Here is an 18,923-nt window from a genome sequence, read left to right on the forward strand (position 1 = left end):
TATGCTTAGGCATAGTGAGAAGGCGTTTGAAAATATCGAATGGAATGAAAATCTTTGTCGCTGGAATGAAAATGTACGTAAATAGGCGAACGATCTAAAGCAGGGTGAGCGTTGAAAAACGTGGCATCACCGTAGCGCAAAGCTTTTAGCAAGTAAGGCATTTCCTGTTTGAAAATAGCATATCGTATGGCTTGAACGGATTTTTCCGTTTGTTCATTTCCAATAAATACGTATACATACAGCGTATCAATACCGTCTTTGTGGAGCCATTCGGCAAAAAGCTCATTTCGCTGCTCATTTAATTGATCAACAGCAAACTTTTCGTCGATCCAAAGAAATAAATCGTCTGTTTGTTCAGAATGTGTGAGCGTATAGCGTCGCCCAATAAAAGGAAAGGTAGGCGTGCTTCCTTGCCGGTATGTGACGCTAAATTGCTGAGGATTAAAAGCAGACAAAGGGCATCTTCCTTTCACGCTTTTAAGTAGTTTATGCATAAAAAAGAGAAATTTCACACATTCGTCAAGAATTTTAAGCTGTTTTTCTTACATGCATACTTATGAAAAAGTTGTTACACTGAAGAAAAGAAATAGTGGGTGATAAAAGATGGAGCCGCTGTATATTGTCTTATCAATTTTTTTAGCAGCGATGCTATCGTATGATATTGCTAAATTTGTTCGAGGGGACCGGCCAGATTGGAAAGAGGGTTTCGTGACGGGCCTTGTGTTCGTGGGCTTTTTAGCAGCCATGCAAATGGCTTTTCACATTGTATAGCGACGAAAGAGGCTGGGACAAACGTAGTTTAGTTGAAGGAAGATCCGAACAATGAATTGTTCGGATCTTTTATGGTTAGGGTGAACGTAGATTCCATTGATTTCGTTATGTCTCAATCTCTTTTTTAAAGATATGCCGGATAAGTTTAGTCCGGCAATACTAAAAAGCCCCGATATCGAATAAGCTGTTGTATACTGCATTTTTGATAAAGGGGCTTTTTACTTGTATCGAAAAAAAACACTGCTTTTGAAGCGAAGTTTAGGAGTAGCTGTGTTTCTTTCTGTTATTGCGCTGGGAGTTTGGATGTTTCAATTTACATTTTTTTCTCCGAGTCATCAAGCCAAATCTGCTGTAAAAGAATTTTATACGCTAGAACAGGAAGGGAACTTTTCGGAATCATGGGATCTTTTTCATTCATCCATGAAAAAGAAGTGGACAAAAGGTGCATACATACAAGATCGAGCACACGTATTTCTCAATCATTTCGGGGTAGACACTTTTACGTATTCCATTGAAGATGTTGAAAAAAGAAAGAGCTGGAAGATGGAAAATGATCGTAAAGCGTTTCCTGTGGTTTACGAAATGACCGTTATCCAAACGTATAAAGGGAAATATGGAAACTTTGATTTGGTGCAAAAAGTGTATGCTGTTCGTGAAAAAGGAGAATGGAAAGTCGTGTGGGATTATAAACAGTAGGAGAGCCTGCTGTTTTTTTATCTTCATAAGAAATGAGCATACCTCAGCTGTTAATAGGCCTCTTTTTTAACAGAAAAAACGTTATGTTTTTTTGCGAGTGGGTAAAATGAAAGAAGGAGGCGAACACAGATGAAATTTAAAACGATTTTATTTGATGCATATGGAACACTGTTTGATGTACATACCGTTATTGAAACGTGTGATAAGCTGTATCCGGAACGAGGAGAAAGTATTAGCCATTTATGGCGTTTGAAGCAAATTGAATATGCAATGCAATATCAGCTGATGGGACGATACGTTGACTTTTATACATTAACAAATCAATCCCTGAAATATGCAGCAGAAGCAAATGATATTGATTTAACGGAACACGAAGAAAAAATGCTGATGAGTGCTTACATGAAGCTGAATGTCTACGATGAGGTCAAAGAGGTGCTCGCCTATTTAAAAGAAAAAGGATATCGTCTGGCTATTTTTACGAATGGTCCTAAGCACATGATTGATCCGCTTGTTTCTTATCACAACATGAATCATTTATTTGAAGACGTTATTTCCGTAGACGAAATCAAACAGTACAAGCCTACGATGGCAAGCTATCACTATGCAAAAAATAAAATGAACGCAAAAAGAGAAGAAGTATTATTTTTGTCATCGAATACATGGGACATTGCCGGTGCTAAAAACTACGGGTTCGCAACGGCTTGGGTCAACCGAAAAGGAAATGTAGCTGAACATAAAGAATTGCAGCCAAACGTAATCATTAAGAGCTTAAATCAGCTTACTAAATAAAAAAAGAACGAGCATTAAGCTCGTCCTTTTTTATTTATTGCTAAATGTATCTTTTGTTTCGCCTACTGCTTTTTGAGCATTTCCTTTTGTTTTCTCAGCTTTTCCTTCACGCTGAAGGTCGCGGTTATTCGTTGCATTTCCCACTTGATCTTTTACTTCACCTTTAGCTTTTGATACATTTCCTTTAATTTTATCTCCTAAACCTTTACTCATTTTAATCTTCCTTTCTATTAGTAATTAAGTAGTGTTACTTGTCTGTTCCACCATTAGAAAGAAATTAAACATATTTTCTGATTTTAACTTAAACAGAAGCTAAGCGTACGATATTCAGGAGTAATGTATAGGCACTATCATTACTATTGTTCGGAGGTTTTAAGCTCCCAATCATCATAAATCTGAGATTCATAAGGCCATGATAATAAGCTCAAAGATTCCACTGCTTTTAGAACAAGAGGTGAAGCATTATTGATGTTGAGATCTTGCGGTGCAATCCACAATGCTTCCAAAGAATCCTGTCCTTCAAACTGTACGGGGTTGGAAAGAAGCTCACCGCCGGCAATGTCTACGTAATAAAATACGGCAATGTGATGCACGTGAGTAAATTCTTTCCACTTACAGGGATACTGAAAATCTGTTGTACCCGCTTGAGAAACAATGTTAATCTCAAAGCCTGTTTCTTCCACAAATTCTCTTTTCATCGCTGCCGTTAATGTTTCACCGTGCTCTAGCTGTCCGCCTGGCAAATCAAAACGATGAATATACGGACCTCTATTTTTTCGAATAACAAGCATCTTGTTATCTCGCATACAAATTCCATATACGCCAAAGGCGCGATCATAGTTTGGTTCCATCTTTTTTTCACTACTTTCTATAACAGAATGGCTTGATAAAGCATAGTTTGATTTCTTTATCCTACCATACATTTTGCTATAGAACCTTTTTTAATGAGATGCTTTTACAGTAAGCGTGCGGGAAACGGCACTTTCGTTATGCAAACGGTCAACAGAGGTTACAACATATGTGTATGTTTGATTTTTGAGTGCATTTGGATCTACAAACAATTGTTTTTCTCCTGTTTTTCGAACGGTTGTCAGCAGGTTTTCTGCGTCGTTAATGTCGCCTTTTTTATTGCCTTGAAAGCGATAAATGGCATAATAAGCGGAATCATTCTGCTGGTGATCTCGAATTTCAAATGCTGCTTCTTTTGTATGAGGGCCCGCATTTTTTAATTTTGGTGCTTTTGGTGCCGTATTATCAAGCCAAGGCATTGCTGGAATAAGCGCAGGGTGTTTATAAATATCGTTTTGCAGCTTGTCTTTTATTCCTAGCGGGTTTCGGTTCAAATCTTTCAGGCTAAAATGCATGCTTCCCTGTACTTCTGGAAACTGGTGATTTAGAGCAATTTGCCTTGGATACTCATCGGGATCAGACCAAGCTTCCACCGCGTTGTTATTAATTTTGTAAGCAGCTTGTCCAATATAAAGGTGGACTGGCTTTCCGCGCACTTCATCTCTCCACCAGGTGAGCAGCGTATCGTAAGCAGCGGGTTCAAATCCGATATTCCAATAAATTTGCGGAGTGATGTAATCAATGTATCCATTTTGAATCCACGTACGCGTATCGGCATACAAATCATCATAGTTTGTTTGTCCGGCAGTCGTCTCAGAGCCGGTTGGATCATTAGCGATGTTTCGCCATACGCCGAACGGACTGATGCCAAACTTCACGTATGATTTTGTTTTTTTAATAGACTTATTTAAATCCTGAACAAGCTGATTCACATTGTCACGCCGCCAGTCTTCAATATTGGGAAACGTTTGAACACCGTAGGTTTCATATGTTTTTTGATCTGGGAACGTTTGACCTGCAATTTTGTAAGGATAAAAATAGTCGTCCATATGAACAGCATCAATATCATAGTTTCTTACGACTTCGAGCACTTCTTCAATAATAAAGTTTTTTACTTCTGGAATACCTGGGTTGTAGTAGAGTTGTTTTCCGTAGGAGACGACCCAATCAGGATGTTGTTTGGCAGGATGATTATCGGCTAGTTTGTTTAAATCAGTATGATTCATTGTAATGCGGTAAGGGTTAAACCATGCGTGGAATTCTAAGTTGCGCTTGTGTGCTTCGTCTGCCATAAAGGCCAGAGGATCATAGCCGGGATCTTTTCCTTGTGTACCGGTTAAATATTCTGACCACGGGCCATATTTTGACGGATAAAAGGAATCGGCGGTCGGTTTAATTTGAACGACAACAGCATTCATCCCCATCTTTTTGACTTCATCTAGCAAATAGGTAAACTCTTTTTTCTGCTGTTCAACCGGAAGACCAGGCTGAGAAGGCCAGTCAATATTGTATACGCTTGCAATCCAAGCGGCTCGGAGCTCCCGTTTTTGATATGTGGTAGGTACGTCTGCTTTAGCAGGCAATGTGCTCGAACAAAACAGCAGCAAAAACAAGATGCCTCCAACCCATTTTTTAATATGCATGTTCGTTCCTCCTTCTTTTTTGGTTGAGATAAAATTTCTTTCATAATATAGCATGCGGTCGTTATATTCACAATAGATTTTAATGAAATATTCTGAAAAATAAAATAAAGTTTTAAAAATATTAGAAAAATATTGAAATTAAACTTCAGAAAAAATATAATAATGGTAATTTAAAGAATATTTTAGAAATACGTTACTTAACGATGGAGGAATTCATGCGCCAATTTTCCGTACTTACTTTAATCGATGCACAAATGAATCATTACAGTCCCGCTGAAGGAAGAGTAGCTGATTACGTGCTAGAAAATCCCACGACCACGTTGAACTTAACGACCAAACAGCTAGCTAAGCAGTGTCAGTGCAGCGAAGCTACGATTATTCGCTTTTGTCAGCGTGTAGGCATTAATAGTTTTAAAGAATTAAAGATTGAATTAGCAAAAGATGCTCATAAGGTGAATACCGAACAGCTGCCGAATCTTCCAGTTAATTTTGAAGATGAGACCGATGCTGTGCTTGAAAAAGTCATAAGCAAAAGTATGAGCGCACTGATGAATACAAGTCGATTAGTGAGCACTTCTGCAATTGATGCAGCTGCGGAAGCTATTCATGGAGCGAAACGAGTGTTTTTATACGGAGCAGGAGGATCAGCTGTAGTTGCACTAGATGCTCAGTATAAACTGCTTCGAATTGATATTTCGGCTCTGTTTTCATTAGATAGTCATGTTCAAATGGTGATGGCTACAAATATGACAAAAGATGATGTGCTGTTTGTGGTATCCACTTCGGGTCAAACAAAAGAAGTGGTAGAGCTGATGCAAATAGCCAAAGACAAAGGAGCAGCCGTCATTTTGCTAACGCAGCACGGATCATCGCCAGCTTCTAGATTAGCTGATATTCTGCTGACTATTTCGGTAGAAGAACAGCATATTCGAATTGGAACGATGAGCGCTCGTATTGCTCAGTTAGCCATTGTAGATGCGATGTTTATACGGTTATGTATTCAAAAAGGCAATCAAGTGTTTGAACGCATAATCGATACACATAATGTAATTCAAAAAATAAAGAGGTAGGGGGAAACGAGAAAATGAAGGTATTGTTTGTATGTTCTGGAGGAATGTCAAGTGCGATTGTGGTAAAAGCATTAAAAACGGAAGCACAGAAGCACGGAACGGATATGGAAGTGCTGGCAATTGGAACAAATGAAGTGGCAGAGGAAATTCAAAAGGGCTGGGACGTTGTAATGGTTGCACCGCAGATTCGTCACCGGTTTAACGCAGTTAAAGCAGAAGCGGATAAAGCTTCCGTTCCATGCGGACCTATTCCGCCGCAGGCTTATACGCCGCTTGGAGGTCCAACGCTTTTTAAAACGGTTCAACAGCTCGTTAGCTAAGAAAAGCAGGTGTATTCCTGCTTTTTAAATAGATAAGGGGTTTTATTTACACAAGGGGAGAATATAGAGGGGGAAAGGGTATATGAGCAAATTTGTGTCGTTTTTAGAGAACAATTTATCAGGACCTATGGCCAGGTTATCGGAACAGCGGCATCTTCAAGCCATTCGCGATGGTGTAATTTCCGCTTTACCGTTTATCATTATCGGAAGTTTTTTCTTGATTCTAGCATTTCCGCCTGTGCCGCAAGATAGCACAATCGCGAAATGGGCAGCTGATAACAGCGCGAATATTTTAATACCGTATCGCGTAACGATGTTTATTATGTCTTTATATATAGCCTTTGGGATAGGATACAACTTGTCTAAAAGCTATAATCTCGATCCGCTGTCAGGAGCGCAAATTGCAGTAGCTGCACTACTTCTTACGGTGACTCCAAAGCTGATTGAAGAAGAAGGGTTTATGCTGCCAATGACAAACCTTGGAGGTCACGGTTTATTTGTGACGATGATTGTATCGATTTTATCGGTCGAGATTCTCAGGTTTTGTAAAGCAAAAAATGTCACCATTAAAATGCCGGAACAAGTGCCTCCTTCAGTATCACGGTCTTTTGAAGCGCTGATTCCAGTGGCTATTGTTGTTGTACTTATGACAATTATTACGATTGTTTTAGGTATCGACCTTCATCATTTAGTTGATAAACTAGTTGCTCCGCTTGTGGAAGCTGGAGATAGTTTAGCAGGAGTGTTAATACCGGTTTTCTTAATCACGTTTTTCTGGTCATTCGGAATCCACGGCGTCTCTGTTGTTGGAACAGTGGCACGGCCTGTATGGGAAGTGTACTTAGCAAAAAATGCTGAAGCGGTAGCGGACGGAGCTTCCACACTTCCGTATATTGCACCTGAAACGTTCTTTCAGTGGTTTGTTTGGATTGGAGGATCTGGAGCGACGCTAGGTCTTGCCTTAGCGATGCTGTTTTTCTCAAAATCTAAATATTCGAAAGCGCTTTCTAGGACATCTTTTATTCCAGCGGTTTTTAATATTAACGAACCAATTATTTTCGGTTTGCCAATTGTCTTAAATCCTATTTTAATTATTCCATTTATCATTATCCCGATTATTACAACGATCATTTCATACGCAGCAACGGCGACAGGTCTTATTACGCCAACCTACGTAATGGTTCCATGGACGCTCCCGGCGCCGATCGGAGCTTATCTATCAACCGGAGGAGACTGGCGGGCGGTTGTGCTAGTCATTATCAATATTGCTATTTCTGTTGTCATTTATCTTCCGTTCTTTAAAATGTACGACCGAAAGATGGTCGAAATGGAAAAAAGCGATGAAGCAACGGTTGCACCATCCGATAGTTCAGTTCAAATGTAAAGAAAGAGAAGCCAACTTGTTTGGCTTCTATCTCTTTAGTAGGAGTGAGGGTCAATGTTTGTTCGGTTTCGATATAAAACTGTGTTTTTATTTCTGCTAACCATGGTTCTTTGCAACGTTATTTTTACACCTCTGCTGCAGTATGCTGGTTTATCAGCTCAGCATAGTTTATTTGCCATTACAAGTCTATCAGCAGCGCTGCTTACAACATTTATTTCCATTCGGCTTTCAAACGCAGCTTTATCTAAAACCGCTGTTTGTATACGCTTTATTTTGCTTGGAATAGGGTGCACAGCCGTTACATATTTAGCCGTTTTTTAACAAGGAGGGACAAAAAATGAAAGTAGTGACAATAGGGGGAGGATCAAGCTACACACCGGAATTGGTCGAAGGGTTTATTAAACGATATGATGAGCTTCCAATTCGAGAGCTATGGCTTGTAGATATTGAAGAAGGAAAAGAGAAGCTTGAAATTGTAGGAGCACTTACGAGAAGAATGGTCAAAAAAGCAGGTGTTGATATGGAAATTCATTTAACGCTTGATCGACAAAAAGCGTTGATAAATGCTGATTTTGTAACGACACAGCTTAGAGTAGGTCAGCTTGATGCGCGTATTCAAGATGAACGCATCCCTCTTAAGTACGGAATGATTGGTCAAGAGACAAACGGGGCGGGAGGATTATTTAAGGGCTTGCGAACGATACCCGTTTTGTTGAAAATTGCCGAGGAAATACACGAAGTTTGTCCAAACGCCTGGCTTATTAATTTTACAAATCCTGCAGGTATGGTAACGGAGGCACTGCTTCGCTACGGAAAGCATTCTAAAGTAGTAGGAGTCTGTAACCTGCCTGTACATATGACAAACTCCATCGCCAGCTTGCTTCAAATAGAAAAAGAAGATGTTCACATTGAATTTGCAGGGTTAAATCACTTGGTATATGGACTGCATGTGTATGCAAAAGGAAAGGAAGTAACGCAAGAAGTCATTCGGCGATTAAGTGATCCAAAGTCCCAAGTAACAATGAGAAACATAGCTCCTATTCCGTGGCAACCGGACTTTTTGGAAGCTCTTGGCGTGATTTTATGTCCTTATCACCGCTACTACTACAAAACAAACGAAATATTAGCAGAAGAGCTTCTGGCCTTTCAGTCAGGTACCACACGCGCTGAAGTGGTCAAAGCATTAGAAGCCGAGCTTTTTGAACTCTATAAAAATCCAAATCTAGAAAGTAAGCCTCCGCAGCTGGAAAAACGAGGAGGCGCTTATTACAGCGATGCTGCATGCAATTTAATTTCATCCATTCATAACGATAAAGGCGATATTCAAACATTAAATGTAAAAAACAATGGCGCTATTTCCTCACTCCCAAACGAATCTGCGGTTGAAGTAAACTGTGTAGTAACAAAGCAAGGGCCGGTACCACTCACTGTCGGTGAACTTCCGGTAGAAGTGAATGGACTTGTGCAGCAAATTAAATCGTTTGAACGAGTAGGGGCAGAAGCTGCGGTTACAGGATCTTATGAAAAAGCACTGGTTGCGCTGAGTATTAATCCGCTTGTTCCAAGTGACGAGCTGGCTAAGTCGGTCTTAGACGAACTGCTTCAAGCTCATCGCGAGTATTTACCTGCTTTTTTTAAGGAAGTGAACGCATAGTATGTATGCTGTTGGACTTATGTCAGGAACGTCGCTTGATGGAATTGATGCAGCTCTTGTTCAAATTGAAGGAAGCGGCTATGAAAGTAAAGTTAAGCTTCTTCATTTCATTACCATGCCTTTTTCACCTCAGTTAAAAAAGGAAATTGAGCAGGCGCTTTCTTTTGAACATTCAAATGTACAGCTGATCTGCAGCTTGAATTTTAAACTTGGCTATGCGTTTGCAGATGCAGTGAAAAAAGTGTGCCAAGAAGCCCGCTTTTCTCTTGAACAAATAGATGTTATTGGATCGCATGGGCAAACCATTTACCATCAGCCTTATGCTTCGGGAAGTACAGCGATGTCTACACTCCAAATTGGAGAGCCGGCTGTTATTGCCTATGAAACCAAAACGAAGGTAGTAGCAAACTTCAGAGTGATGGACATGGCAGCAGGCGGGCAAGGTGCTCCGTTAGTTCCTCACACGGAACGGATTTTGTACAGCCACAATAATTATACAAGGCTGCTTCAAAACATTGGAGGTATTGGAAATGTAACGTTGATTCCTCCAAAACACCCTCCTATACCGGTAGTAGCTTTTGATACGGGGCCGGGAAATATGATGATAGATGAAGCGTGTCAGCAGCTTTTTAATGTTTCATTTGATGAAAATGGGCGTTTAGCAGCTGGAGGAAAGATTATTTCAGAGCTTTTAGAAGACTGTATGAATCATGATTACATGAAGCTTTCTCCTCCTAAATCGACGGGAAGAGAGCTGTTCGGTACACAGTACACAAAGAGACTGCTAGAGAAATATAGCAAACATAAAAAGAAAGATCTGCTAGCTACGATTACTATGTTCACGGCATCATCCATTGTACATCACTATGAAACATTTATTTTTCCTGCCTATTCTATTGACGAAGTGATTATTGGAGGAGGCGGAAGTTATAATAATACGCTGATGAATATGATTAAAGCGCAGCTCGGGAAGCGCTGCAGGGTGTATACACAAGAAGAAATAGGAATGTCTTCAGAAGCAAAAGAAGCCGTAGCATTTGCGGTGCTTGCAAATGAAACACTTTCAGGTTATCCAAGCAATGTACCAAGCGCAACTGGCGCCTTGTCTCCTGTAATACTAGGAAACATTACGCCTGCACCACTATAAAAAAGGGGATGGAAGAAATGACAGAAGCAGCAAATATGGAAAATGAAATTTTTGAACTTATTGCATATGGAGGAAATGCTAGGTCACTTGCATATGAAGCGTTAGAAGCAGCTGAAGACTATGATTTTAATAAAGCTGACGAGCTTTTAAAGCAGTCTCAAGAAGAGCTCAGTCATGCTCATAAAACGCAAACTGCGCTTATTCAACGTGAATTGAACGGAAAAACAATTGAAAAGTCACTGCTTTTAATTCACGCACAAGATCATTTAATGACGGCTATTTCAGAGCAAAAATTAATTGAACATATGATTAAGCTTATTAAAAAATTTAAAAAAGAAGGCGAAAATCAATGAAAAAGCTAGGTATTGCGATTTACCCGGAACATTCGACTGTCGAAAAAGATAAAGCGTATATAGCACTTGCGCATCAATACGGATTTACCCGCATTTTTACATGCTTGCTTTCTGTTGAAGGCGATCAGAAAAAAGTAATGGCAAATTTTAAAGAAATTATTGAGTTTGCCAATGAGCTAAAGATGGAAGTAGTAGTGGATATTGCTCCTCGCGTATTTGGAGCGCTTGGCATTTCTTATGATGACTTATCTTTTTTTCACGAATTAGGGGCTTATGCTATTCGCCTTGATCTAGGGTATACGGGAAATGAAGAGTCTATTATGACTTTTAATCCATACGGCTTAAAAATTGAAATTAATATGAGCAATGCGACGAAGTATGTGGATAATATTTTAAGTTACCAGCCAAACCGAAAACAGCTATTGGGGTCGCATAATTTTTATCCTCATCGATACGCAGGATTGTCGTATGATCACTTTGTAAAGTGTTCAGCATTGTTTAAAGAACATAACCTTGAAACAGCAGCCTTTATTAATTCACCAAGCGCTACGTTTGGACCGTGGCCTGTTACTGAAGGGCTTTGTACGCTTGAAATGCATCGCACGCTTCCGGTCGACGTGCAGGCTAAGCATCTTTTTAAAACGGAGTTGATTGATTGTGCAATTATTGCCAATGCTTATGCATCAGAAGAAGAAATGAAGGCGCTGCGTGATGTTGTTCAGCAAGAGCGCTTTACTTTTAATGTGACGCTGTATGATACGATTACTGAACTTGAGAAAAAAATTGTGCTGGAAGAGTTTCATTTTTACCGCGGAGACGTATCCGATTATTTAATTCGCTCTACGCAAAGCCGAGTAAAATATAAAAAAGAAGAATTTAAGCCTACGCATACTCCTTCCATTCGAAGAGGCGATATTTTAATAGAAAATGAACTCTACGGACAGTACAAAGGAGAGCTGCAAATTGCGCTGTTAGACATGGAAAACTCAGGTAAAACAAACGTAGTAGGACGCATTGCAGAAGAGGAAATATTCTTACTAAATGAACTGCAGCCATGGGACAAATTTGCTTTTTGTGAACGGTGATAAAATGGACTATATTATTGGTATCGACGGGGGCGGAACAAAAACAGAAGCCGTTGCTTACAGCTTAAACGGTCAAGAGCTCGCTGCTTCAAAAAGCGGCTATGGAAATTTACTCATTAATTACAATACGGCTATTACTCATATTGATGAATGTATTACGGCGTGCAAAACTGCGCTTACTGGTTATACATGTAAAGGCATTTCACTAGGACTTGCTGGAAGTAAAGCATTATCTAAGGAAGAAATAAAAAGATATTTTTATGATCGTTATCAGGTAGAAGTAGGATTATATGATGACGCCATGATTGCACACGAAGCACTACTGCATGGAAAAGACGGGATATTAACCATTGCAGGAACTGGAGCCGTCAGCATTGGAAAAAAAGACGGGGTATACGAATACGGAGGAGGGTGGGGACACCTTCTTGGAGATGAAGGAAGCGGATATTGGATTGGTCTTCAAGCAATGATATTGCTGACGAAGGAGCATGATCAAAGCCGTCCTTACAGCAGCCTTAGTCAGACAATCTTGCAACATGTAAAAGCAGATACCATACACGATATAAAAAAGTTTGTCTATTCATCTCCTAAATCAGAAGTTGCTTTACTCACTCCGCTTGTTGTAAATCAAGCAAGAAATCATAAACAAGAAGCAAGTGACATTCTTCAACAAGCTGGAAAGCACCTTGCAAACATGACTCTTCATTTATATAAGAAACAGCGGTTTGAAGGGAGCTGCTTGCTGGCATGCAAAGGCAGCATTTTAACGGAAGTTCCAGAAGTGTTTGATGTTTATAAAAAAGCATGTGAAAAAGAAATAAAGCATATCCAGTGGGCAACACAGCGAGTATCATCTGCTAAAGGAGCTTATCAGCTGTTCATGAACGAGTATAAATAGAGAAAAAATGATAGTGGAAAAGGCAGGGGATCACAGTGAACTTAAATCATATCTTAACTGAAAAACGCAATCCGCAAACCTTAAACATTGATGAATTATCAAGTCTGGAAATTGTAAAAAAAATTAATGAAGAAGATTACCAAGTGCCTCAGGCAATCAATAAGGTGCTGCCTGTTATTGCTTTGTTAGTAGATGAAATTGTCAGTGCTTTTAAACAAGGCGGACGTCTTATTTATATCGGAGCAGGTACAAGCGGGCGGCTAGGTGTGTTAGATGCATCTGAATGTGTACCAACATTCGGTACACCTGCCGAACAAGTAATTGGGATCATAGCCGGGGGTGACAAGGCGCTCCGTCATGCGTTAGAAGGAGCAGAAGATAACAAGAAACAAGCGATAGAAGATTTGAAAGCGATTAATTTATCAAATAAAGATATTCTTGTAGGTATAGCTGCAAGTGGAAGAACTCCTTATACACTCTCAGCGCTTGCGTATGCAAACAGCCTGGGGACAGTAACGGGCTGTGTTGTAAATTCTCCTCAATCACCTATGGAACAAGAAGCAAAATATGCAATAGTAGCAGAATCAGGGCCGGAAGTTGTAACAGGTTCAACAAGAATGAAAGCCGGAACTGCTCAAAAGCTTGTTCTTAATATGCTGACGACCGCTTCTATGATTCAAATCGGTAAAGTCTACAGCAATCTAATGGTAGACGTACAGCCGACTAACGATAAACTCGTACAGCGTGCTAAAAATATTATTGCGGAACTAACAGGCGTCTCACCAGAGGAGGCAGCGGAAAGTTTACAAACATACAAAACGCCAAAAGCCGCCATTCTTGCGCTTCTTACTTCTATAGAAGGTGATGAGGTGCATCGGCTGCTTGATAAACATGACGGACATTTAAAAAAAGCCATTGGAGAAGCAATGGAACAGCAGATTAAAGATTAACCCTTAAAAGAAGTGCATACAGCACTTCTTTTTTTGTTGAGCACATTTTTTGCACAATGTATGTGGGTGAATTCGGTCTAATCATTTTGCAAGACCCGTAGTATAGTAAAAGCATAAAACATAGTAAGTATTTCAATTTGTGCACGAATTGGACTGAAGGTGATTCATTTGTTAGACAAACGCAGTACGGCCGTATTGCAAGTTTTGCTTCAAGCCGCAACATTTATATCAGTACAAGAGTTAATGAAGCAGTTTCAAGTGTCAAGACGTACCATCTATTATGATATTGAGAAAATTAACGATTGGCTGTGTCAGCAAGAATTAGAGTTTGTTCAGTACACATATGGAAAAGGCTTTTTTCTAAACGATCAAGCAAAGGACCAAGTTGCTAAACAATTTTCTCATGTTATGCCATCTGCTTACTTATCAGTTGAGGACCGTCAAATATACGTTGCTTTGATGTGTATACTTCGAGGCGGAAAAATTGGAACTCAGCAGCTCATGGATGAAACAGAAGTTAGTCGCAACACTGTATTACAAGATATTAAAGACTTAAAAAACAAGTGGGCAAAGAAAGGCATATCTTTGACATACAGCTATAAAGATGGGTACGAAGTAAAAGGATCTGAAAGCGACATTCGAAATTTGCTTTATATACACATTACAGAATTATTAAGTCAACATCAAGAAGAGTTGTTGAAAAGGGTTATGAAAGCAGATTACGAATATTCACTGATTTATAACTGGCTTGTAGAGTGTGAAGATAAACTGGGAATGGCGTTTACAGACAAGATGCTGACGCAATTAGCCTATATGCTCACGTGCTGTATTCAGCGTATTGGAGGCAAGCGCTATGTAGACGCCTTGATTACTAGAAAAGAAGAATTAGAAAAAACCAGGCAGTACAAAGCGCTGCAAGAAATTGAAAGCGTTTTAGGATTTGATTTTCCACCTCATGAAAAACATTATCTGGCCACGGTTTTACTAAGTGCAAAAGTAAATGTAGTAAATCAAGCAGATAGTGATGATTGGATGAGAACCATTGTAAAAGAAATGGTATCGCGGTTTCAAGCATATGCTTGTGTGGTATTTGAAGATCGAAATCGTCTTGAACAAAATTTATATATTCATTTGAAGACGGCTTATTACAGGCTTCTCTATAATATTCACCTCCCTAACCCTATGCTTTCGGCTATTCAAACAAAGTATCAGGATATAGTGGAACTGACAAAAAAAGCGTTGCTTCCTTTGGGAAACAGCCTTCAAACACGTATTAATGAAGACGAAATTTCTTATTTTGCTCTTCATTTCGGAGGGTGGATGAAAAAACAAGAGGGAAGGCAAAAACAAAAGCGTATTGTTATTGTTTGTGCCAATGGAATTGGAACGTCCCGTATGCTTCAGTATCAGCTTGAACAACTGTTAACAGATGCTGAATTGATAGGGCCAATGACGGTAAGAGATTATGAGCAGTTTAAAGAAACCTATGATTTAGTTATTACAACTACGCCATTAAAAAAGCGAATGAACGTGATGCTTGTGAATCCTATTTTAACGGATGATGAAAAGCAGCGGTTAATCGACTTAGTTGAACCAGCTTCTTCTCAGCTAACCACTCAAGCCATCATGGGTATTATTAAGCAGCATGCAAATATTCAAGATGAACCAGCTCTATTAGCTAATTTAAAACTAGTGATACAGCAATCTAAAAAAATGGTAAGAGAGGATAAAAAGCCAATGTTGCATGAAGTATTGCAAGAGCCATTCTTGCAGCTTACAGATTCAGCAGATGATTGGAAATCAGCTGTTAGGCTGGCTGCCAAGCCTTTGTTGAACTATGAATATATTGAACCTTCTTATGTAGAAGCAATGATCAAAAGTGTAGAGCAGTTAGGCCCTTATATTGTTATTGCGCCAAAAGTTGCGCTCCCTCACGCAAGGCCGGAACAAGGTGTAAATCGTGTGGGTATGAGCATGCTTCGTTTAAAGGAGCCGGTCTATTTTTCTACTGAAAAACAGCACGGAGCGCAGCTTATTATCGTACTTGCTGCTACTGATAATGAAACCCACTTAAAAGCACTGTCACAGCTTTCAATGATGCTATCTGAAAACGATAATATTGACAAGCTTATTGCTATGAATACAAAACAAGAAATGCTTGCGTTAATTGAAGCTTACTCAAATTAAAAGGAGAGATAAAAAATGAAAAAGATTTTAGTTGTATGCGGAAACGGTTTAGGAAGCAGTTTTATTGTGGAAATGAATGTAAAGAAAATTTTAGTAGAGCTTGGTGTTGAAGCACAGGTATCTCATACGGATTTAACAACTAGTAAAACGGAGCAGGCAGATATCTATTTAGGATCTGCAGATATTGTAAATCAATTGGATGATGGCACTCGCACGGTCGTGGCACTGCAAAACATTTTAAATCAAGCGGAAATTAAAGGAGCACTGCAAAAATACTTCGTGGAGGCGTAAGCCATGTTTGATTTAATTATGAAAGATATATTAGGAACACCGGCTATTCTAGTAGGGTTGTTTGCGCTCATCGGTTTGTTGCTTCAAAAGAAAAAAAGTGCAGATATTGTATCAGGCACGTTAAAAACAATTATGGGTTTTCTTATATTAGGAGCAGGAGCTAACATATTAATTGCTTCACTTGAAGCGTTTGGGAAAATGTTTAATAAAGCGTTTTCCGTTGAAGGGATCATTCCTAATAATGAAGCAATTGTAGCTGTAGCTCAACAAACGTTTGGTACAGAAACAGCGATGATTATGCTTTTAGGTATGATTGTAAATATCATTATCGCGCGCATCACGAAATTTAAGTATATCTTTTTAACTGGGCATCACACCATGTTTATGGCTTGTTTGATTGCAGCAATTTTATCTACCGGCGGGTTAACGGGAGCACCTTTGGTTTTGATCGGTGCACTATTATTAGGTATTTTAATGGTTTTATTTCCTGCACTGCTTCAGCCGTATGTGCGTGAAATTACAGGGTCAAACGATATTGCCGTTGGTCATTTTGGTTCCTTAGGCTATTTAGTAGCAGGATTTATCGGCAAGCGAGTAGGAAATCGCGAAAAAACAACAGAAGAAATTAAAGTTCCTCAATCCTTAGGATTTCTTCGGGATACATCTGTTTCTGTCTCACTGACCATGACCGTTTTATTTATTGTTGTTGCACTTTTTGCAGGTCCTGCATTTATCGAAACAAAATTAAGCGGGGGTCAAAACTTTATTGTGTACTCGCTAATTCAAGCAATCACCTTTGCAGCAGGAGTATATGTCGTGCTGGCGGGTGTTCGTATGCTTTTAGCAGAAATTGTACCAGCATTTAAAGGAATTGCTGACAAAGCGGTACCAAATGCCATTCCAGCTCTAGATTGTCCAACGGTGTTTCCATTTGCTCCTAACGCAGTGGTCATTGGATTCTTTTCAAGCTTTATCGCAGGTCTCATTTCAATGTTCTTTTTGCCTCTATTTGGTCTAAGTATTATCGTGCCAGGCCTCGTTCCGCACTTTTTTACGGGAGCAGCTGCTGGAGTATTTGGAAATGCGACGGGGGGAAGAAGAGGAGCAGTGGTCGGGTCATTTGCCAATGGAATCTTAATTAGTTTTTTACCGGCTATTTTACTGCCTGTTCTCGCGTCGTTAGGTTTTAAAGGCACAACATTTGGAGATTCGGACTTTAGTGCGGTAGGTATTCTTCTTAGCATGCTAATTAAATTATTTACGTAAAGATAAAAAACTCATGTTACGCTAGTAGCATGAGTTTTTTTATGATATTGGAAGTGGAGGAGCAATGAATGAAAATTGGATTAGCGCAAGTGAGATTTCCAAAGTCAGCCGCAGAGGGTGCAGAAACGGTAGAAAATTGTATGAAACAAGCAGCAGAAGAAGGATGTAACCTTGTATGTTTTCCAGAATCAATTGTGCCGGGACTTAGAGGAGTTGGTTTTGAAGTTGAGACATACAATCACGAAATTCAACAAAATACGCTTTATAAAGTTAAGTTGTTTGCCAAACAGTTAAAGCTCAACGTAATTTTACCACTGGAGTGGCGCGACGAACTTGGTATGCATTTAACTGCTTTTGTAATTGATGAAAATGGAAAAGAATTAGGGTATCAAACTAAAAATCAAATTGATCCAGCAGAAGATCAATTTGGTTACAAGCCTGGAAATGGCCGCCAGTTGTTTGAAATAAACGGCGTGAAATTCGGTATTGTTATTTGCCATGAGGGATGGCGCTATCCTGAAACTGTCCGATGGGCTGCTGTAAGAGGAGCAAGCATTGTGTTTCATCCACAGTTTACTGGTGAAGTACCAGATCCGCAATTTTATGATTATGCAATGATTGCAAGAAGTACGGAGAATGGTATTTACTTTGCAAGCGTGAATTATGCCTTAGAGAACCAAAAAAGCACGACTTCTCTTCTTTCTCCAAAGGGTGAATGTTTGATAAAAGCGAAAGCTGAAAAGCAAGAACTACTAACGTATACGATAGAGCCCGGTGAGGCTAACCGCCTGTTAGCTCAGCGTCTGTTATCAAATTTACTATTGTAAAAAAGTTTATTTTTCTAGTTAAATTAGCATGTGCGCTCTGATAATCCTTTGGTTATTTCTCCTTATGACGATATAAACATCAATATGGTATTATCGAAAGTTAAAGGGGTATTAAAAGGTGTGTGGAAACAATGGATCGAAAAAAAGCCGCATCAGTAGCTGGAGCATTGGTCATTGCCGTAGGAATTTGGCTGTTTCAAAGCGGGAAATTTAAAAGTGAAGCGCAGGCAGATAAGTTTACGAGTACATTTTTGGTCGATCATGAACAAACAGACAATGGATTTGAATTATTTACTTCGGATACCAATCAATATAGGATGTGGTTTCCGCTTCAGTATGTTATTCATAAATCTTCTTATAAAAGCAGTGAAGATGAAAGTGAAGTATGGACAGCATCAACGAAGGAAAATGATTCATACAATGCTGGGAAAATAACGGCTTTATTTTCTAAGAAAAAAAGCAAAGCAGCTCAAAATAAATTGGATGCATTTCAGCCTGATTACATGTTAAAAGGTAAAAATGCAACGATTTATGTGAAAAAACAAACAAGAGATGGAAAGTATAGCATTTATCATGCTTATGTGAATGATGATTATTCAGACAAGTATATTTACTATACGTTTGAACTAAAAAGCAGCGAACAGACAAACAGTACAAAACAGCAGTATTGGGTAGAAAAAATTCTTCTAAATACACAGTTTCAAAAAAACTCAGCTCAATAGTCAGCTGAGTTTTTTCGTAAG

The 18,923-nt window shown here is 39.3% G+C and carries 22 protein-coding genes; 18 read left to right on the plus strand and 4 right to left on the minus strand.

Annotated elements, in window-relative coordinates:
* Positions 1-5: 5 nt before the first annotated feature.
* A complete protein-coding gene (locus MKY06_RS05145) occupies positions 6-455 on the minus strand; it encodes a staygreen family protein (protein WP_098278282.1) in 450 nt (149 codons plus the stop codon).
* A 148-nt stretch (positions 456-603) separates the two neighbouring features.
* Here MKY06_RS05145 and MKY06_RS05150 point away from each other — a divergent pair, with 148 nt between their 5' ends.
* The 3 genes from MKY06_RS05150 to MKY06_RS05160 all read left to right on the plus strand — a co-directional run bounded on the left by MKY06_RS05150 (position 604) and on the right by MKY06_RS05160 (position 2,256).
* Positions 604-771 (plus strand): hypothetical protein, encoded by a 168-nt coding sequence (locus MKY06_RS05150; protein WP_170959558.1) that lies wholly within the window; start codon positions 604-606, stop codon positions 769-771.
* 222 nt (positions 772-993) lie between these two features.
* Positions 994-1,467 carry a hypothetical protein gene (locus MKY06_RS05155; protein WP_013082017.1) on the plus strand — a complete coding sequence of 158 codons (474 nt, stop codon included), beginning with the start codon at positions 994-996 and terminating at the stop codon, positions 1,465-1,467.
* A 129-nt stretch (positions 1,468-1,596) separates the two neighbouring features.
* A complete protein-coding gene (locus MKY06_RS05160) occupies positions 1,597-2,256 on the plus strand; it encodes a haloacid dehalogenase type II (RefSeq protein ID WP_029324926.1) in 660 nt (219 codons plus the stop codon).
* Between the two features lie 30 nt (positions 2,257-2,286).
* On the opposite strand, the gene MKY06_RS05165 is transcribed toward MKY06_RS05160, so the two are convergent.
* The 3 genes from MKY06_RS05165 to MKY06_RS05175 form a co-directional block, all read right to left on the minus strand.
* Positions 2,287-2,469 carry a CsbD family protein gene (locus MKY06_RS05165; protein WP_013055716.1) on the minus strand — a complete coding sequence of 61 codons (183 nt, stop codon included), beginning with the start codon at positions 2,467-2,469 and terminating at the stop codon, positions 2,287-2,289.
* A 143-nt stretch (positions 2,470-2,612) separates the two neighbouring features.
* Positions 2,613-3,107, minus strand: coding sequence for an NUDIX hydrolase (locus MKY06_RS05170; protein ID WP_029324927.1), 495 nt, complete (start codon positions 3,105-3,107; stop codon positions 2,613-2,615).
* A gap of 90 nt (positions 3,108-3,197) precedes the next feature.
* Positions 3,198-4,748: a glycoside hydrolase family 10 protein gene (locus MKY06_RS05175; protein ID WP_340960313.1), complete on the minus strand. Its 1,551-nt coding sequence runs from the start codon at positions 4,746-4,748 to the stop codon at positions 3,198-3,200.
* A gap of 215 nt (positions 4,749-4,963) precedes the next feature.
* On the opposite strand from MKY06_RS05175, the gene MKY06_RS05180 reads away from it, so the two are divergent.
* The 15 genes from MKY06_RS05180 (at position 4,964) to MKY06_RS05250 (ending at position 18,902) form a co-directional block, all read left to right on the plus strand.
* Positions 4,964-5,818 carry a MurR/RpiR family transcriptional regulator gene (locus MKY06_RS05180; RefSeq protein WP_029324929.1) on the plus strand — a complete coding sequence of 285 codons (855 nt, stop codon included), beginning with the start codon at positions 4,964-4,966 and terminating at the stop codon, positions 5,816-5,818.
* A 14-nt stretch (positions 5,819-5,832) separates the two neighbouring features.
* The gene (locus MKY06_RS05185) at positions 5,833-6,138 is read left to right on the plus strand and encodes a PTS sugar transporter subunit IIB (protein WP_013055720.1); all 306 of its coding nucleotides are present in this window, start codon (positions 5,833-5,835) and stop codon (positions 6,136-6,138) included.
* An 82-nt stretch (positions 6,139-6,220) separates the two neighbouring features.
* Positions 6,221-7,522, plus strand: coding sequence for a PTS sugar transporter subunit IIC (locus MKY06_RS05190; protein WP_057274422.1), 1,302 nt, complete (start codon positions 6,221-6,223; stop codon positions 7,520-7,522).
* A gap of 54 nt (positions 7,523-7,576) precedes the next feature.
* The gene (locus MKY06_RS05195; RefSeq protein ID WP_116327140.1) at positions 7,577-7,843 is read left to right on the plus strand and encodes a hypothetical protein; all 267 of its coding nucleotides are present in this window, start codon (positions 7,577-7,579) and stop codon (positions 7,841-7,843) included.
* A 16-nt stretch (positions 7,844-7,859) separates the two neighbouring features.
* Entirely contained in the window at positions 7,860-9,176 is a 1,317-nt protein-coding gene (locus MKY06_RS05200) for a 6-phospho-beta-glucosidase (protein ID WP_098287320.1), read from the plus strand.
* A 1-nt stretch (position 9,177) separates the two neighbouring features.
* Positions 9,178-10,323, plus strand: a complete 1,146-nt coding sequence (gene anmK, locus MKY06_RS05205; RefSeq protein ID WP_013055724.1) for an anhydro-N-acetylmuramic acid kinase AnmK — start codon at positions 9,178-9,180, stop codon at positions 10,321-10,323.
* A gap of 17 nt (positions 10,324-10,340) precedes the next feature.
* Complete coding sequence (locus MKY06_RS05210; RefSeq protein WP_013055725.1) at positions 10,341-10,676, plus strand: PTS lactose/cellobiose transporter subunit IIA; 336 nt, start codon at positions 10,341-10,343, stop codon at positions 10,674-10,676.
* Positions 10,673-11,761, plus strand: a complete 1,089-nt coding sequence (locus MKY06_RS05215) for a DUF871 domain-containing protein (RefSeq protein ID WP_029324933.1) — start codon at positions 10,673-10,675, stop codon at positions 11,759-11,761. The genes MKY06_RS05210 and MKY06_RS05215 overlap by 4 nt, the downstream gene beginning before the upstream one ends.
* Positions 11,762-11,765: 4 nt before the next feature.
* The gene (locus tag MKY06_RS05220; protein ID WP_289911926.1) at positions 11,766-12,659 is read left to right on the plus strand and encodes a BadF/BadG/BcrA/BcrD ATPase family protein; all 894 of its coding nucleotides are present in this window, start codon (positions 11,766-11,768) and stop codon (positions 12,657-12,659) included.
* A 35-nt stretch (positions 12,660-12,694) separates the two neighbouring features.
* Complete coding sequence (gene murQ, locus MKY06_RS05225) at positions 12,695-13,609, plus strand: N-acetylmuramic acid 6-phosphate etherase (RefSeq protein ID WP_013055728.1); 915 nt, start codon at positions 12,695-12,697, stop codon at positions 13,607-13,609.
* 159 nt (positions 13,610-13,768) lie between these two features.
* The gene (locus tag MKY06_RS05230) at positions 13,769-15,796 is read left to right on the plus strand and encodes a BglG family transcription antiterminator (protein ID WP_340960318.1); all 2,028 of its coding nucleotides are present in this window, start codon (positions 13,769-13,771) and stop codon (positions 15,794-15,796) included.
* A gap of 15 nt (positions 15,797-15,811) precedes the next feature.
* Positions 15,812-16,087, plus strand: a complete 276-nt coding sequence (locus MKY06_RS05235) for a PTS sugar transporter subunit IIB (protein WP_013055730.1) — start codon at positions 15,812-15,814, stop codon at positions 16,085-16,087.
* A 3-nt stretch (positions 16,088-16,090) separates the two neighbouring features.
* Positions 16,091-17,353: a PTS ascorbate transporter subunit IIC gene (locus tag MKY06_RS05240; RefSeq protein WP_013055731.1), complete on the plus strand. Its 1,263-nt coding sequence runs from the start codon at positions 16,091-16,093 to the stop codon at positions 17,351-17,353.
* 68 nt (positions 17,354-17,421) lie between these two features.
* Positions 17,422-18,180, plus strand: coding sequence for a carbon-nitrogen hydrolase family protein (locus MKY06_RS05245; protein ID WP_064471362.1), 759 nt, complete (start codon positions 17,422-17,424; stop codon positions 18,178-18,180).
* Positions 18,181-18,311: 131 nt separating this feature from the next.
* A complete protein-coding gene (locus MKY06_RS05250; RefSeq protein WP_013055733.1) occupies positions 18,312-18,902 on the plus strand; it encodes a hypothetical protein in 591 nt (196 codons plus the stop codon).
* The last annotated feature ends 21 nt before the right edge of the window (positions 18,903-18,923 follow it).

The organism is Priestia sp. FSL P4-0332, assembly GCF_038005845.1.
GTDB lineage: Bacteria > Bacillota > Bacilli > Bacillales > Bacillaceae_H > Priestia.

Bases quoted from the DNA above. Each gene is read 5' to 3' on its own strand.
- MKY06_RS05200 (WP_098287320.1), top strand. From the start codon at position 7,860: ATGAAAGTAGTGACAATAGGGGGAGGATCAAGCTACACACCGGAATTG.
- MKY06_RS05240 (WP_013055731.1), top strand. From the start codon at position 16,091: ATGTTTGATTTAATTATGAAAGATATATTAGGAACACCGGCTATTCTA.
- MKY06_RS05180 (WP_029324929.1), top strand. From the start codon at position 4,964: ATGCGCCAATTTTCCGTACTTACTTTAATCGATGCACAAATGAATCAT.
- MKY06_RS05245 (WP_064471362.1), top strand. From the start codon at position 17,422: ATGAAAATTGGATTAGCGCAAGTGAGATTTCCAAAGTCAGCCGCAGAG.
- MKY06_RS05185 (WP_013055720.1), top strand. From the start codon at position 5,833: ATGAAGGTATTGTTTGTATGTTCTGGAGGAATGTCAAGTGCGATTGTG.
- MKY06_RS05190 (WP_057274422.1), top strand. From the start codon at position 6,221: ATGAGCAAATTTGTGTCGTTTTTAGAGAACAATTTATCAGGACCTATG.
- MKY06_RS05210 (WP_013055725.1), top strand. From the start codon at position 10,341: ATGACAGAAGCAGCAAATATGGAAAATGAAATTTTTGAACTTATTGCA.
- MKY06_RS05250 (WP_013055733.1), top strand. From the start codon at position 18,312: ATGGATCGAAAAAAAGCCGCATCAGTAGCTGGAGCATTGGTCATTGCC.
- MKY06_RS05235 (WP_013055730.1), top strand. From the start codon at position 15,812: ATGAAAAAGATTTTAGTTGTATGCGGAAACGGTTTAGGAAGCAGTTTT.
- anmK (WP_013055724.1), top strand. From the start codon at position 9,178: ATGTATGCTGTTGGACTTATGTCAGGAACGTCGCTTGATGGAATTGAT.
- MKY06_RS05170 (WP_029324927.1), bottom strand. From the start codon at position 3,107: ATGGAACCAAACTATGATCGCGCCTTTGGCGTATATGGAATTTGTATG.
- MKY06_RS05165 (WP_013055716.1), bottom strand. From the start codon at position 2,469: ATGAGTAAAGGTTTAGGAGATAAAATTAAAGGAAATGTATCAAAAGCT.
- MKY06_RS05195 (WP_116327140.1), top strand. From the start codon at position 7,577: ATGTTTGTTCGGTTTCGATATAAAACTGTGTTTTTATTTCTGCTAACC.
- MKY06_RS05220 (WP_289911926.1), top strand. From the start codon at position 11,766: ATGGACTATATTATTGGTATCGACGGGGGCGGAACAAAAACAGAAGCC.
- MKY06_RS05215 (WP_029324933.1), top strand. From the start codon at position 10,673: ATGAAAAAGCTAGGTATTGCGATTTACCCGGAACATTCGACTGTCGAA.
- MKY06_RS05160 (WP_029324926.1), top strand. From the start codon at position 1,597: ATGAAATTTAAAACGATTTTATTTGATGCATATGGAACACTGTTTGAT.
- MKY06_RS05175 (WP_340960313.1), bottom strand. From the start codon at position 4,748: ATGCATATTAAAAAATGGGTTGGAGGCATCTTGTTTTTGCTGCTGTTT.
- MKY06_RS05150 (WP_170959558.1), top strand. From the start codon at position 604: ATGGAGCCGCTGTATATTGTCTTATCAATTTTTTTAGCAGCGATGCTA.